Origin of the sequence: Brachybacterium sp. JB7 (assembly GCF_003335205.1) — a bacterium.
GTDB classification, from domain to species: domain Bacteria; phylum Actinomycetota; class Actinomycetes; order Actinomycetales; family Dermabacteraceae; genus Brachybacterium; species Brachybacterium alimentarium.
Genome location: NZ_QPGN01000007.1, coordinates 120,261 through 134,373, shown reverse-complemented (window position 1 = coordinate 134,373; position 14,113 = coordinate 120,261). Strand labels below are relative to the sequence as shown.

Annotated in this window: 13 protein-coding genes and 1 riboswitch; of the genes, 5 read left to right on the top strand and 8 right to left on the bottom strand. The window is 69.6% G+C overall.

Annotated elements, in window-relative coordinates; translation table 11 throughout:
• Window positions 1–415: 415 nt before the first annotated feature.
• Together CIK81_RS10710 and melA are read right to left on the bottom strand one after the other, a co-directional pair.
• Window positions 416–1,168, bottom strand: a complete 753-nt coding sequence (locus CIK81_RS10710) for a ZIP family metal transporter (RefSeq protein ID WP_096197613.1) — start codon at window positions 1,166–1,168, stop codon at window positions 416–418.
• Window positions 1,169–1,243: 75 nt separating this feature from the next.
• Complete coding sequence (melA, locus tag CIK81_RS10705; RefSeq protein WP_096166016.1) at window positions 1,244–2,632, bottom strand: alpha-galactosidase; 1,389 nt, start codon at window positions 2,630–2,632, stop codon at window positions 1,244–1,246.
• A 91-nt stretch (window positions 2,633–2,723) separates the two neighbouring features.
• Between melA and CIK81_RS10700 the strand changes: the two genes are divergently transcribed.
• A complete protein-coding gene (locus CIK81_RS10700; RefSeq protein WP_114355694.1) occupies window positions 2,724–3,686 on the top strand; it encodes a helix-turn-helix domain-containing protein in 963 nt (320 codons plus the stop codon).
• Here the strand turns inward: CIK81_RS10700 and CIK81_RS10695 are convergent.
• Both CIK81_RS10695 and CIK81_RS10690 read right to left on the bottom strand, forming a co-directional pair.
• A complete protein-coding gene (locus CIK81_RS10695; protein WP_096166015.1) occupies window positions 3,658–4,683 on the bottom strand; it encodes a Gfo/Idh/MocA family protein in 1,026 nt (341 codons plus the stop codon). The genes CIK81_RS10700 and CIK81_RS10695 overlap by 29 nt on opposite strands.
• A 79-nt stretch (window positions 4,684–4,762) precedes the next feature.
• Window positions 4,763–5,332: a DapH/DapD/GlmU-related protein gene (locus tag CIK81_RS10690; protein ID WP_096166014.1), complete on the bottom strand. Its 570-nt coding sequence runs from the start codon at window positions 5,330–5,332 to the stop codon at window positions 4,763–4,765.
• Window positions 5,333–5,452: 120 nt separating this feature from the next.
• A riboswitch (TPP riboswitch) is annotated at window positions 5,453–5,563 on the top strand.
• A 1-nt stretch (window position 5,564) separates the two neighbouring features.
• Here CIK81_RS10690 and thiC point away from each other — a divergent pair.
• Window positions 5,565–7,343, top strand: a complete 1,779-nt coding sequence (thiC, locus tag CIK81_RS10685; protein WP_096166013.1) for a phosphomethylpyrimidine synthase ThiC — start codon at window positions 5,565–5,567, stop codon at window positions 7,341–7,343.
• Between the two features lie 73 nt (window positions 7,344–7,416).
• Window positions 7,417–8,169 (top strand): alpha/beta hydrolase, encoded by a 753-nt coding sequence (locus CIK81_RS10680; protein WP_096197611.1) that lies wholly within the window; start codon window positions 7,417–7,419, stop codon window positions 8,167–8,169.
• Window positions 8,170–8,246: 77 nt separating this feature from the next.
• Here CIK81_RS10680 and CIK81_RS10675 read toward each other — a convergent pair whose 3' ends face one another.
• Complete coding sequence (locus tag CIK81_RS10675) at window positions 8,247–9,149, bottom strand: Ltp family lipoprotein (protein WP_096197610.1); 903 nt, start codon at window positions 9,147–9,149, stop codon at window positions 8,247–8,249.
• A gap of 1,001 nt (window positions 9,150–10,150) precedes the next feature.
• Between CIK81_RS10675 and CIK81_RS10670 the strand changes: the two genes are divergently transcribed.
• Entirely contained in the window at window positions 10,151–10,537 is a 387-nt protein-coding gene (locus CIK81_RS10670) for a hypothetical protein (protein WP_096166010.1), read from the top strand.
• A 165-nt stretch (window positions 10,538–10,702) separates the two neighbouring features.
• Window positions 10,703–11,200 carry a hypothetical protein gene (locus tag CIK81_RS10665; RefSeq protein ID WP_096166009.1) on the top strand — a complete coding sequence of 166 codons (498 nt, stop codon included), beginning with the start codon at window positions 10,703–10,705 and terminating at the stop codon, window positions 11,198–11,200.
• Window positions 11,201–11,263: 63 nt separating this feature from the next.
• Here the strand turns inward: CIK81_RS10665 and CIK81_RS10660 are convergent, their stop codons facing one another.
• The 3 genes from CIK81_RS10660 to CIK81_RS10650 are packed head-to-tail and all read right to left on the bottom strand — an operon-like array spanning window position 11,264 to window position 13,844.
• Window positions 11,264–11,770: a hypothetical protein gene (locus tag CIK81_RS10660; protein ID WP_141393726.1), complete on the bottom strand. Its 507-nt coding sequence runs from the start codon at window positions 11,768–11,770 to the stop codon at window positions 11,264–11,266.
• The gene (locus tag CIK81_RS10655) at window positions 11,770–12,516 is read right to left on the bottom strand and encodes a hypothetical protein (RefSeq protein ID WP_114355685.1); all 747 of its coding nucleotides are present in this window, start codon (window positions 12,514–12,516) and stop codon (window positions 11,770–11,772) included. The genes CIK81_RS10660 and CIK81_RS10655 overlap by 1 nt, the downstream gene beginning before the upstream one ends.
• A gap of 35 nt (window positions 12,517–12,551) precedes the next feature.
• Complete coding sequence (locus CIK81_RS10650) at window positions 12,552–13,844, bottom strand: MFS transporter (protein ID WP_096166006.1); 1,293 nt, start codon at window positions 13,842–13,844, stop codon at window positions 12,552–12,554.
• Window positions 13,845–14,113: the final 269 nt, after the last annotated feature.

Below are 14,113 nucleotides of genomic sequence, written 5' to 3'. Positions count from 1 at the left end.
CGGCACTGCACTGCCGGCTGACCATCCGGTCGCTCTCCGCGACGACCTGCGGCGACACCCGAACACGAGGTCGTCCGAGCGCCTCTCGATCGTTTCTCCGCCCATCTCTGCCTAGGCTTCAGAACCTCTCGGGACACCCCGAGGGGTCCTCTCCGTGAAGGAGTCCTCATGCGCAAGGCAGTTCTGCCCGTCAGCATCACCACGATCCTGCTGGTCATCATCATCCTGATCCTGGTCTTCTGATCAGGATCAGGAACGGCGACCTCGCGTCGCCATGATGGGATCCTGACCGATCGTCGGCCTCCGCCCGGGCTCCGGGTCGGAGGCCGACGACTGTCACCCCGGGTCAGGGCGACGAGATCGGCGCCTGCCCGGGAGGCCGTCGCCTCGAGCGGTCCGTGCGTCGCGCACCCGATCACCCCATCGCATGCAGCGTCAGCGCCGCGAGGAAGCCCAGGGTCGCGAGCAGTCCCGAGTAGAGGGAGTCCTCGGCGAAGGCCTCCGGGATCATGGTGTCGGTGATCATCGCGAGGATCGCTCCTGCCGCCAGCGCGTTCACGACCGCGAGCGTGGCCGGCGCCGCTCCGTCCAGCAGTGCGTAGCCGGCCAAGGACGCGATGCCCGAGGCCAGGGCGATCGCGCCCCAGATCCCGAACACATAGAGTCGGCTGCGACCCGCGGCCTTCCAACCGGCGCTGCTGGAGAGCCCTTCGGGAACGTTGGAGATGAACACGGCGGCGAACATGGGCACGCTGAGTCCCGGTCCGGCGAGCACGCTCAGCCCGAGCACCATGGATTCGGGCACCCCGTCCAGCAGGGCGCCGATCGCGATCGCTCCCCCGCTGCCGCTCCGGTCCGCCTCGGAGGGCTGCTGATCACCGGAGCGCTTGCGATGACGGGCGCCATAGCGGGCGAGCAGGAGGTTCAGCCCCACGTAGATGACCGCTCCGGCGAGGAACCCGCCGCTGGTGGCGGCGAGGCCGCCCTGCTCCATCGCGTCCGAGACGAGCTCGAAGGTGAGGGCGGAGATCAGCACCCCGGCACCGAACGCCATGATCCCGGCGACGACGGCCCCCGGGACCTTCAGGAACCAGGCGACCGCGCTGCCCAGCAGCAGGGCACCGCCGGCCACGAGTCCGGCGAGCAGGGCGAGCAACCACGGAGCCATCCGGTCCCCTTCGTCCACGACGAGATGTGTACGGCACCGACCATAGCCCCGCGGCTCCGCGGAGCGCCCGTGAGGTCAGCCCTTCAGCCGCGTCGGCAGCAGGTCCGCGTGGGCCTCGAACAGCTCGTCGGTCATGGCACGGGCGTCCTCGAGGGTCACCTGGGCCGCGGTCAGCGGGTCCAGCGCGACCGCGTGATGGACGTTCTCCCGGCAGCCGGTCAGCGCGGCCTGCACGGCGAGCGTCTGCACATTGACGTTGGTGCGGTTCAGCGCGGCGAGCTGGAGCGGCAGCTCTCCGATCGCGGTGGGCTGGACCCCGTTCGCATCGACCAGGCAGGGCACCTCGACGCACGCGTCGGCCGGGAGGTTCGTGATGATCGACCCGTTGTTGGGCACATTGCCGTGCACCACGCTCGGGGTACCGGTGACGATCGAGTTGACGATGGTGGCTCCGTATTCGACCGACGGGGCGAGCTCCGCCTTGAGCTGTTCGAGCTGCGTGTCGATATCGCCCTGGTCGTCATGCGCCGAGCAGATCTCGAAGTAGTCCCAGCGCTCAGGGATGTACTCCTGCGTGAGCTCGGGCGTCTTGCGGAAGTAGGGCAGGTATTCCGAGGCGTGGTGGCTGGACTCGGTCTCGAAGTAGCCGAAAGCGTTCATGAGGGTGGTGCGCACCTGCTCGTTGCCGCCCTCGTAGACGGTGAAGTCCTCGGCGGCCTCGCTGTGGTCGCCGTCGTCCCCGGCCAGCCCGGAGCCGCCGCGGCCGCGCTGATGGCGCTCGTTCATCGCCTCCCGCAGCTGCGGATAGAGGTCCTCCTGACCGCGGGAGAACTCGAGCACCCAGGCCTGGTGGTTGATACCGGCGCAGCGGTAGCGCACCTCCTCGTAGGGCACATCGAGGGTGCGGGCGAGCATTCGGGTGGTCCCCTGCACGCTGTGGCACAGGCCCACGCAGCGCAGGCCGCGCGCGTTGAGGTAGCTGGTGGCCATCGCCATGGGGTTGGCGTAGTTGATGAAGGCGGCATCCGGGCACACCTCCAGGGCGTCGTCGATGATCGCGTCGTAGGCGCTCACCGAGCGCAGGAAGCGGAACACGCCGCCGGGACCCACGGTGTCGCCCACGGTCTGGTCGATGCCGTACTTGCGCGGGATCATCACGTCGTGCTCGTAGGACTCCACACCGCCCACCTGGAAGGTGATGATGACGATGTCGGCGCTGTCCAGCGCCGCGCGGCGGTCGGTGGTCTCCTCGACGGCGGCTCCGAAGCCGTGATGGGCGATCAGCTCGCGGGTGGCGTCGGCGACCGGACCGAGCTTCTCGGGGCGCACGTCCATGAGGGTCAGGGTCGCCTCGCGCAGGGCCGGGAAGCTGAGGAGGTCGCCGATGAGGCGGAACGGGAAGACGAAGCCGCCCGCTCCGATGATGGCGATCTTGGGATGGGTGAGGAAGGCGTTCGACGTCATGCCATCACGCTAGGTGCCGACGTGGAGGGACGTCTCGCCTGATTCTGCGGTGTTCTTCCAGGATCCTTCGATGGACGCTTATCGTGGCGCCATGCGCCCTCGCTCCCTCTCGCTGCCCGATGTGGAGACGATGGCGCCCGGGCTCTGGTGCCGCCGCGGAAATCCGCCGCACATGCAGTCGATGCACCGGCACGACGACGTCGAGATCAACATGGTGCTGCGCGGCGAGCTGCGGTACGTGTTCGCAGGGAGACCGTTCGTGGTGCGGGAGGGGCAGATCGCGGTGTTCTGGGCCGCGCAGCCGCACGGGCTGGTCGACTCCCGTGCCGGGGACGTGCGCTGGGTGCACGTGCCCGTCTCCACGGTCATGGGCTGGAACCTGCCCGACCGCGAGCTGAGCGCGCTCCTCCGCCCGCGTCCGCTGGTCGCTGACTCGGAGCTGGTGCGGGATCGGATGGCGACGATGATCCCCTCCTGGCTCGAGGAGTACGAGGACACGGAGGGAGCCGCCGTGGCGCTGCTGGAGATCCAGGCGCTGCTGCGACGGATCCTGCGCAGCGCCCCGGCCGACGACAGCTCCTGGCCGCCCTTCGTCGAACTCGACCCGTCGGAGGCCGCCTTCCGCGCCGGAGGGTCCCGCCGAGTGCCGACCGCGCGCATCAGCCACACGATGGCCATGGCGCAGTGCGTGGTCGAGCGCTTCCGCTCCCCGGTGAGGGTGGAGGACGTCGCGCGCGCCGCGCACCTGACGCCCTCCCACGCGATGACCGTCTTCCGAGACACCGTCGGTGCGACGATCGGTGACTACCTCACGATGTGCCGCGTCGCCGAGGCGCAGCGCTTGCTGATCACCACTTCACTGCCCACCACCGAGATCGCCGAGCGCAGCGGATTCGGCTCGCTCAGCAGCTTCTACGCCCACGTCAGCGCAGCCTGCGGGATGGCGCCGCGCGACTACCGCCGACAGACGCGTGAGGCCCTGGCCGTGCACGCACCTGAGGTCCGTGCACGCCGCCCGGGTGCCCTCAGCGGATCTGCTGCGGGCTCCCCGTGAGGGCGCTGCGCCGGGCGGCGTCCAGCACGGCAAGCACCGCCACGCCCTCCTGCCCCGGCGAGGGCGGCATCCCCCGGCCGCCGCACGCGGCGGCGAACTGCTCGTAGAACTCGAAGTAGGCACCCTGGGCCGAGGGGACCTTCTCGTCACCCTCCGCGGTATGGAGCGTTCCCCAGTGCTCTGGCTGCTCGTATCCCCACGACGCCCGATCCGCCGCCGGGCTCTCGCCCGCGAGGACAGCGTCGGCCTGGACGTCGGTGCCGTGGGCCTCGTAGGCGCCGAGGCTGCCGTACGCGCGCAGAGTACGAGCCTGCACGTGGTTCAGCTTGCTGGACGAAGCATAGGAGGTCACGCCCGAACGGTGGCGCAGCGTCACCACGAACGACGCGTCCGTGCGCCCTTCGGGCCGGTCCACATGATCGATCTGGGCCGAGACCTCCTCGACCGGTCCCAGCAGCCACATCAGCTGGTCGACCAGATGGGTGCCGAGGTCGCGCAGCAGCCCGCCCTCAGGGCCGGCCTCGAGCCCCTCGGCCTGGTCGAGGTCGAAGCGCGAGTGGACCCGCCACAGGTCGCCGAGACGCCCCGTATCGAGCACTCCCTTCAGCGTGCGCAGATCCGCGTCGAAGCGCCGGTTGTGGAACACGGACAGCACCACTCCAGCATCGCGCGCGGCATCGGTGAGCTCCTGACCGACCTCGGCCGACGGCGCGAAGGGCTTGTCGGCGACCACGTGGACCCCGGCAGAGATCGCCTCGAGCACCAGGTCGCGGCGCGTGCTGGGCGGGGTGGTGATCGTGACGGCGTCGACGCCCGCCGCGAGCATCTCCGTGAGGCTCGCGTAGATGGGGACATCCGGGTAGATCTCCCGCACGCGCCGCGTGGTCCGCTCGGAACGCGCCACGATGCCGCTGAGCTCGACGCCGCGGGCGGCATCGATGAACGGGGCGTGGAAGAAGCGCCCGCCGACGCCGAACCCTACGAGACCGAGCTTCACATGTCCTCCATTGGATTGCGCTATGTCCGAACATGGAAGACTACGTCATGGACAGCGAGGGCGGCCAGGACGTCTCGTCTCAGTCCTCCACCGTCCTGATCACCCGGGCCGGGGACCCCACGACGAGTGCCCGCGCGGGCACGTCCTTCGTGACCACGGAGGCCGCCGCGATCACCGCGTCCTCACCGATCGTGACGCCGGGCAGGATGGTCACGTTCGCACCGATCCACACGTTGCGGCCGATCACCACCGGGGAGGGGTGCAGGTCACCGCGGCGACGGGGCGAGAGGTCATGGTTCAAGGTGGCGATCACGGTGTTGTGGCCGATGAGGCAGTCGTCGCCGATCTCGAGCCCTCCCTGGTCCTGGAAACGGCAGCCGGCGTTGAGGAACACCCGTTCGCCCAGCCGGATATTCTTGCCGAAGTCGGAGGTGAACGGAGGGAACACCGTCACGCTCTCGGCGATCTCGCGACCCGTCAGCGCGGAGAGCAGCTCGCGCACACGGGCCGGCTCGTGATAGCCGCCGTTGAGCTCTCCGGTGATCCGCAGCGCCTCTTGGCTGGTCTCGTGCATCACGGCATGCAGCGGGGAGCCCGCCGGGATCGTCTCGCCGCTGTCGAGAGCGTCGAGGAGATCGGTGAGGGTCATGAAGGCCGCCTTCCGCGAGGTCCTGGTCCGGCGCCGTCTCCGCGGCGCACGTGCGCTCAGCGTAGCCAGGCGAGCTGAGCGGAGTGTCCGCCGTCTCCTGCGCAGGTGCTATTGTCACCGTCGATCCCTCGGGTGCCCGCTGCAGCGGGCTGAGATCGGACTGTCGCCGTCCGAGTACCGAATGAACCTGCTCCGGATAGTGCCGGCGAAGGAAGAAGGAGAGCGAAGCGCTATGTCCGCACGCCCTGAGAACTACTCCACCCACCGCCTCGACCTGCTCGAGGATCCTGATCATGGCATCCGTGTGCCCATCACACAGGTCCTCCAGGACGACGCCCCCGACGGCACCCGCACCCCGCCCTTCCCGGTGTACCGCACCGCCGGCCCCGGCTGCGACCCCGAGGTCGGGCTGCCGTCGCTGCGCGGCGGCTGGATCATCGAGCGCGGCGACGTCGAGCAGTACGTCGGGCGCGACCGCGCCCTCGCCGATGATGGACGCGGCGCCGTGCGCCGCGGTGAGGCCAGCGCCGAGTGGCGCGGTGCCCGGCGTGCTCCGCTGCGGTCCTCCGCCGGCACACGGGTCACGCAGATGCACTACGCCCGACGGGGAGAGATCACTGCGGAGATGCGCTACGTCGCGCTGCGGGAGGGCTGCGACGTGGAGCTCGTGCGCAGCGAGCTCGCTGCGGGCCGCGCGATCATCCCGGCGAACGTGAACCATCCCGAGGCCGAGCCGATGATCATCGGGCGCGCGTTCCTGGTGAAGATCAATGCCAACATCGGCAACTCGGCGGTGACGTCGTCCATCGCCGAGGAGGTCTCCAAGCTCGAGTGGGCGACCCGCTGGGGCGCGGACACGGTGATGGATCTGTCCACCGGGGACGACATCCACACCACGCGGGAGTGGCTGCTGCGCAACGCGCCCGTGCCCATCGGAACGGTGCCGATCTACCAGGCACTCGAGAAGGTCGACGGCGAGGCGAACGCGCTGACCTGGGAGATCTTCCGTGACACGGTGATCGAGCAGTGCGAGCAGGGCGTGGACTACATGACGATCCACGCCGGGGTGCTGCTGCGCTACGTGCCGCTGACCGCGAACCGGGTGACGGGGATCGTCTCCCGGGGCGGTTCGATCCTCGCGGGCTGGTGCCTGGCTCACCATCGGGAGAACTTCCTGTACGAGCACTTCGACGAGCTGTGCGAGATCTTCGCCCGCTACGACGTGTCCTTCTCCCTCGGCGACGGACTGCGCCCGGGGTCGCTGGCGGACGCGAACGATGCCGCGCAGTTCGCCGAGCTCGACACGCTCGCCGAGCTCACGGCCCGCGCGTGGGAGTACGACGTGCAGGTCATGGTCGAGGGCCCCGGACACATCCCGCTGCATCTGGTGAGGGAGAACGTGGAGCGACAGCAGGAGCTGTGCCACGGCGCGCCGTTCTACACGCTCGGTCCGCTGGTCACCGACATCGCGCCGGGCTACGACCACATCACGTCCGCCATCGGGGCGACGGAGATCGCTCGCTACGGCACCGCGATGCTCTGCTACGTCACTCCGAAGGAGCACCTCGGGCTGCCGAACCGCGACGATGTGAAGACCGGCGTGATCACCTACAAGATCGCCGCTCATGCGGCCGACGTCGCCAAGGGGCACCCGGGCGCCCTGGCCCGCGACAACGCTCTGTCCAAGGCCCGCTTCGAGTTCCGGTGGCGGGACCAGTTCGGACTGTCCCTGGACCCGCAGCTCGCCGAGGAGTACCACGACGAGACGCTCCCGGCAGAGCCTGCGAAGACGGCGCACTTCTGCTCGATGTGCGGCCCGAAGTTCTGCTCGATGCGCCTGTCGCAGGACATCCGCGACACCTACGGCGACGCCGCTGCACAGAGCGAGATCGCGCAGGCGGAACTCATCCGGGCGGGTATGGACGCGAAGTCCCGCGAGTTCCGCGAGTCCGGCGGCACGGTCTACCTGCCGGACCCGTCGCTGCCCGTGGGCTCCGGGGACGAGGGCTGAGAGGGCGGACGGGACTCGTCGGGCGGGGCGGCAGCGCGGCGTCGGCAGCTCACCGGTGCCCTACCGTGGGTCCATGATCACCGCCCGTCAGGCCCGCCGCTGGGCGTCCCGCCTGCTCATCGTGCTACTCGCGCTCGTGGTGCTCGTCGCCGCCGCACTCGTGGTCTGGAGCCGCACCGGGATCATGGAGGCCGAACCCGAGCCCCTCGAGGAGGTCTTCGGGGATCCCGGTGTCGAGGTGACCGAGTCGAGCTCCTCGTTGATCCTTGAGCCCGCGGCGGGCGGGCCCTCCGCGACCGGCCTCGTGTTCTACCCGGGCGCGAAGGTCGAGCCCGACGCCTATGCCGCACGGCTCGCGGAGCTGGTGACCGAGCAGAGCATGACCGTGGTGATCGTCAAGCCGTGGCTGCACCTGGCGCTGCTGGATCGGCGCGGCCTCGACACCTTCACCGGGGATCTTCCCGAGGTCGGCACCTGGATCGTGGGCGGTCACTCCCTGGGCGGTGTGCGTGCCTGCCAGGTCGCCGCGGAGGCCGATGCCCTCCTGCTGCTGGGCTCCTACTGCGCGACCGATCTCTCGGCTCACGGCCTGCCGGTGCTGAGCCTCGCCGGCAGCGAGGACGGCCTGTCGACCCCGACGAAGGTCTCCGAGGCCCGCAGCCTCCTGCCCGACGACGCGGCGATGGTCGAGATCCAGGGGGCGAGCCACGCGAGCTTCGGCGATTACGGCCCGCAGGACGGCGACGGCACCGCGACCATCTCCGATGAGGACATGGACGCGGAGGTCAGCACGGAGGTCGAGGAGTTCGTCGGCTCCTTCGCCTGACACCCGACCGAGAACGCGGGGCCCGTGCCTGGGCACGGACCCCGCGTTCTCGGTGCGCCGCTCACGGGCGCGGCTGATCAGTCGTCGAGATGCTCGATCGCATAGTCGGCCTGCTCCTGCGTGAACTGCTCTCCGTAGTCGGAGGTCAGCTGGTCGCGGATCGCTTCCGGTGACATGTCCATCGAGTCCCGGTAGTTGCGCGCGCTCTGCAGAGCATTCTCGTTCCAGTCCGCCTCGATCGTGTCGATCGCGTACTGCGCCTCCTCGGGCAGGAACTGCTCGCCGTACTCCGATGTGAGCTGGTCGTAGACGCCCTGCTTGGACATGTACAGGGTCTCCGAGTAGCTCTCGGCCGATGCCAGGGCATTCGCGTTCCAGTCCGCGTCGACGTTGTCCACGGCGTACTGCGCGGCCTCATCGGAGAACTTGTCGGCGTACTCCGAGGTGAGCTGGTCGAACAGGCCCGCCTTCGACATGTGCATCAGGTCGGAGTAGCTCTGGGCGCTGTTCAGCGCGGAGGTGTGCTCCGCAGGCACGTCGCCCTCCGCGGGAGCCTCCTCCTCGGCCTGCTCGTCCTTCGCGGGGGCGTCGTCGGCCGGCTGCTCCTCTGCAGCGGCGTCCTCTGCCGCGGCGTCCTCTGCGGGGTCATCCTCCTCGACGACCTCCTCGGAGGTTTCCTCCACCTGCTCGACGGCGGGTTCCGCCTCGACCGAGACGGTCGGGGCCGGCTCGTCGTCATCGGAGCCACCGCTGGCGGAGAGGACCACTGCACTGCAGCTGGCCAGGCCGATCGCGAGCAAGGCGAGGCAGCCGCAGCCGGCCGCGATGAACTTCTTCTTCCCGCGCTTACCGGCGGGCGGGACCGGCGGAACCCCCGGGATGCCCTGATCCGGCTGGCCATAGGGCGCACCACCGAAGCTCGGCGCGAAATTCTGGTCCGGAGAACCCGGATCCTGGGGTGACGGCGCATTGCTGTTCACAGCTGCACTCCATTCTGGAGAGGGGACGAAGACCCGTGGACACAGGCGTGCCTGGGCTATTGCGGGAAAGAGAGGCCTTGTGCAGCTGCGTGTGCTCTGGAACCGCCGAAGTTCGGCAATGAGCGTCGGCGTCCGCTCCGTGATCGGAACGGGGAACAACTACCGCGTGGGGCCTGTAGAAGAAAGATACGAGCACGGTCCGACAGACGACCGGAGGGATGACTGCACGAGTGGTGCACGCCTCAGTCCTTCGTGCCGCGCAGCCACCTTCCTGCGACGCTGCGGAAGCGAGCCGGAGGACACTTCCATGGTGACAGCGACCTACGCGGGCAGTTGAGCACGCAGAGCCGCTCCCCGCCACCGATGCTCGCGAGGCACCCCACCCGGATCGCGGGTCGTGGACCAGGTGTCTGTACACCCCTCTCTGAGCGCACACCCCTTTCTGAGCGCACCCTTTCTGCACACACACCTATGTACACCCTTTTTAGTGCGTTACGCCCTGCACTCGGTCGTGACGTTGTTCGCCCCCGGGCGGGCCGCTGCGGCGTCCGTCCGTCGGCCCGTGCCGCAACGCCCTTTCGCGCTTGCCGCGCTTGCCGCGCTTGCCGCGCTTGCCGCCGGGGCGATCATCACATCGCCGGAGGTAGAGGCCTTCTGCCCCGGGCGTTCACCACTGCGCTGCTCGGAAGGGCCCGGCCGTGGATCAGGCCTCTCCTCGGTGCAGCGCTCGTCACCCTGACCCTGGGAACAGCCCGGTGACGCCGACGGTCTCCGTGGCGGGACTCGCCTCCGGCCTGCTGTTCCGTCGCTGCGGGTCACGGTGGCCGAGCGTCGTCCCCGCGGGGTCCTCCACGTCACGACCCTGCTCGTGACGCTCCTCGCCGCCCAGCTCGCCGCAACGGTCTGACCAGGCAATTCTGGGCGGCACGCCGATCGCGTTCCGTCAATTCGTCGGTCTCAGGTCGACGGGCCGGGGTTTACACGCGTGCTCTACTGGAGGCATGAACACTCTCTCCTCGACCCGTCGCCGGATGACCCGTGACGAGGCGCTCGCCTGGAACTCCGACTGGTCCGCCGCCGACGTCAGCATCCTCGGGGAGAGCTTCGACCGCGTCGGTGCCCACACCTTCTACCGCACGCAGTCCAACGGCAGCCTCACCGTGCAGGACAAGGGCGGTCGGCCGCTGATGTACATCCATCCCGGCTACGTGACCTTCCGTGAGGGCCTGGCTCCGGAGGATCGTGAGGATCCGAAGGTCCAGGGCTTCAACCTCTCCACGGTGCAGACCACCGAGCGTGTCCCCGCCAAGGGCGAGGAGCAGCTCACGATCTGCCCGGACTGCTTCTACGCGCTGCCCTACACCGGCGTGTGCGACACCTGCAACTGACGCTCTGAGGACCTGCGGGCCAGAGGTCAGGACGTCCGGGGTTCCGCTCCGAGCCGGCGCCCCGTGCACCCCTCCTCCAGGAACCGCACGGGCGCGGGATACCGTGGGGCGCACAGCACCCGGGGCGATCGGCCATGGGGCAGGACCCACCCTCCAGGAGGACCCGTGCTCCGTCGCGCCGGCCGCCGACTCTCCCCCGCCATGGCCCTCCTCGGGGTGCTGCTGCCGTTGACCGCATGCGGCGGCTCCGTCCCGCTTCCGGCCGAGGGCGCCGCCTCGCACTACGACGACCTGGCCACCGAGCTCGCGAGCATCCTGGCAGTGGATGGCACGTCCTGGGAGCTGGTGGAGGAGACGCGCACGGTGGCCTCCTCGGAGGATGCCTGCCTCTTCGCTCCGGGCACCTGGGCGCCGGAGACCGCGCTGCCGGTCCCGTCGGATGACGCCGGCTGGGACTCCCGGATCGCGACCGTGAACTCGACGATCCTCGGCTACGGCTTCGAGCAGATCGACGGCGTCACGGAGCACGACTCGAGCACCGTCCTGGAGACCGTGGACGAGCACGGCGCGACGCTGCGGATCACCGCCGAGGGCGATATCCACATCGAGGGCGCGACGGTCGATGCTGACCCGTGCACCGAGGCCGCACTCGGCATCGCTTGACGCCCTGCCCCCGCCCGTGACCGCGCGATCAGCCCCGGTCGCGGAGCTCCAGGTCGGTGTCCGTCAGCGCCGTGGGCCGCGCATCTCCTCGAATGTCGGCGGGCGCCGGACGTCGATGCCTCCGACCTCCGCAGCGTGATCCACCAGGTCGAACGCTCTGGACTCGGGTCGGTACGGGAGGTGGTGCGGTCCGATCTCACGGAACAGCGGGCCGGCGCTCGGGAGTGGTCGAGGGGAGCTGCGCATCGCGTCCTCGAGGCGGTGGTTCAGTCGGTTGCCGAGGTCGCGGTCCCGGAAGGGCGGAGCACTGCCCCGGGTGAGCACGACCGTGTGCCGCTGGTGCAGCTCGATCCTCTCGATGTGCTCCCAGCGCACCAGGCCCTGACCGTGCAGCAGGTCGAACCAGCCCTGCGAGGTGATCGTCGCGCAGCGCCTCTGGCCGGTGCGCAGCTCCCGCCACAGCCGCGGGGCGAGGATCACCGCACCGAGCACCGGGGCCCACACCAGCAGCAGGCCCACCCACCACGACTCGTCCCCCTGCACGATCACGGCCAGGAAGCCGACCACCATCAGCAGGCAGGCGAGCAGCGCCCAGGCCAGCGCCGCAAGGCCGCGCCGCGCCGCCGCGCGAGCGCGGGAGCGCGTCCGGGTCCGGGACCAGCTCGACTCGAGGTCCGCCACGGACCTCCCGCCGTGGGGACGAAGCCCTCCGCTGCCCACCGCGCGCGACGGCCGCTGCGCTCCGCGGGCGCGCAGCGCACCCGTGCACCGAGCCCGTCGGGCGCGTCGCGCACCCCGCAGCCGACATTCACCAGGGAGCACGCGGCAGATCGTGACGGCCTCACGGTGCCGACCCGCGACCACGGCACCGGCTCCGGGGCGTCGCCGCGAGCAGTGGCGATGGTGAGCCCCGCCGGCGAGACGGCGATGACGCCCGCGCCCTCCGCGTACCGGCGGCTCAGACCGGGCAGTGCGGTCGCCACCGGGAGAGCGACCAGCACGGTGAGCAGCAACGACGCGGCCAGCCCTCCCTGCGCCTGCGCCGAAGCGCTGATGCCGAAGGCGATCAGGGAGATCACCGTCAGCGCCATCGCGACCCACGACACGATGATCGCGAGCTGACGAGGACGGTGCGCGACGATCACCGCGTCGTCCAGCCGGCGGGGATCCCGCAGATCCCGGTGGAACCCCGCGAGGGTGCTGGCCCAGATGATCGCCCCCAGCATCAGCACCCCGAGGGCGGCGGCGAGGCGGACGCCGACTCCCCTGTCGCCGTCCGCGAACGGCACCGCGCCGAGGGCGAGGGAGAGCTGCACGTCGATACGGTACGCCCTGGCGCACCGCACGCTGACTACGCGATGGGCTTGCGCACCAGCAGCCCGTAGCAGACACCTCCGAGGGCGGCGATGACGCCGGCGACCAGGAACGACGGGGTGTATGAACCGGTCGCATCGACGACCACGCCGGTGACGATGGGAGCCAGGGCACCGCCGAAGTACCCGCCGAAGTTCATGATGCCGCCGAAGCGTGCCGCATGGGAGTCCGGCACGATGTCCGAGGAGATCGCCCAGGACTGCGCCTGAGCGGCCGCCACGATCGCGAGGGCGAGGCTCAGCACGATCAGGGCGAGGGCGAGGTTGTGGACGAAGGGCACGATGCACAGAAGCACGCCGAGCGCCACGCAGCCGCCCACCAGGATCACCTTCTTGGAGAGCATGGAGCTGAGCTTGTACTTCCGGGCCAGCACCACCGTGACGCGGCCGGCGAAGATCGCACCGAGCGCTGCGGCGAGGTAGGGCACCGCAGCGACCCAGCCCGTGCTCGCGATCGAGACCCCCAGGGTGTTCTGGAGGAACAGGGGCAGGAAGGTCAGGAAGATGTTCCAGATCCAGATCGTGCTGAAGAACCCGAGCATCAGGCCCCAGGTCTGGGGATAGGTGAAGAACGTCAGCCAGGGAATCTTCACGGGCTCGTCGGTGGCATCGTCCCGCCCGGCGAGGATGTGCCGGTACTCGTCGTCCGAGAGGTGCTTGGAATCCTCCGGCGCCCGGTAGAACGCCCAGAACGCGACCGCGAGGAGGACGCCCGCCGCGCCGATGATCAGGAACATCGCGCGCCAGCCGAACGTCAGCGTGAGCAGGGTGAGCACCGGCGGTGCGATCGCCGATCCCCACTTCGAGCCGGAGTCCCAGATGCCGGCGGCCTGGCCCCGCTCCTCGCGGGGGAACCACTGCGTGGTGATCTTGCTGGAGTTCGGCGAGTTCGGGGACTCGCCGATGCCCAGCAGCACGCGGAAGGTCAGGAAGTGGGCCATGGTGTGGCCGAACGCCATGAGCGCGGTGGCGACCGACCACATGCCCATCGCGATGAAGTACATGCGCCGCGGGCCGACCTTGTCGATCAGATATCCGGCCGGCAGCTGGCAGAACGCGTAGGTCCAGGAGAACACCGCACCCATCAGACCGATGTCGGTGTTGGTGAGCCCCAGCTCCTCCATCATGAACGGCGCCGCGATGGAGATGGAGCTGCGGTCGAGGTAGTTCAGGAGACCTGCGAGGAGCAGCCATCCCAGGATCAGGTAGCGCATGTTGCGCACTGCGCGGTACTTCCGCGCGGGGCGGGTCGCGCGGGTGGTGGACGTCATCGGCCGAATACTCCTTCGTAGACAGGGTGCCGCGGTGCAGTGCTGCGCCGCGGACGCGGTCCGTTCCCGGACTGCAGTGGTCGAGGGCGCGCCGTGGAGGGTCGGAGGCCGTCTTCGGCCCCGTGATCACGCTGTGGTGTCGCTGTGCCCCACGACACGACTCATGGATCCTATAGGGACGGCGTGTGATGTCAAGCGCACCGCGCGAGCTTTCGATAGGTCGACCGCACCATCCATGCAGACGACACGTGCCTTCACGCGGCATCCGG

What these genes read in the sequence shown, in the direction of transcription:
- CIK81_RS10710 (WP_096197613.1), bottom strand. Translation starts at nt 1,168, where the DNA reads ATGGCTCCGTGGTTGCTCGCCCTGCTCGCCGGACTCGTGGCCGGCGGT.
- melA (WP_096166016.1), bottom strand. Translation starts at nt 2,632, where the DNA reads ATGACGTCGAACGCCTTCCTCACCCATCCCAAGATCGCCATCATCGGA.
- CIK81_RS10700 (WP_114355694.1), top strand. Translation starts at nt 2,724, where the DNA reads ATGCGCCCTCGCTCCCTCTCGCTGCCCGATGTGGAGACGATGGCGCCC.
- CIK81_RS10690 (WP_096166014.1), bottom strand. Translation starts at nt 5,332, where the DNA reads ATGACCCTCACCGATCTCCTCGACGCTCTCGACAGCGGCGAGACGATC.
- thiC (WP_096166013.1), top strand. Translation starts at nt 5,565, where the DNA reads ATGTCCGCACGCCCTGAGAACTACTCCACCCACCGCCTCGACCTGCTC.
- CIK81_RS10680 (WP_096197611.1), top strand. Translation starts at nt 7,417, where the DNA reads ATGATCACCGCCCGTCAGGCCCGCCGCTGGGCGTCCCGCCTGCTCATC.
- CIK81_RS10670 (WP_096166010.1), top strand. Translation starts at nt 10,151, where the DNA reads ATGAACACTCTCTCCTCGACCCGTCGCCGGATGACCCGTGACGAGGCG.
- CIK81_RS10660 (WP_141393726.1), bottom strand. Translation starts at nt 11,770, where the DNA reads ATGGTGGTCGGCTTCCTGGCCGTGATCGTGCAGGGGGACGAGTCGTGG.
- CIK81_RS10650 (WP_096166006.1), bottom strand. Translation starts at nt 13,844, where the DNA reads ATGACGTCCACCACCCGCGCGACCCGCCCCGCGCGGAAGTACCGCGCA.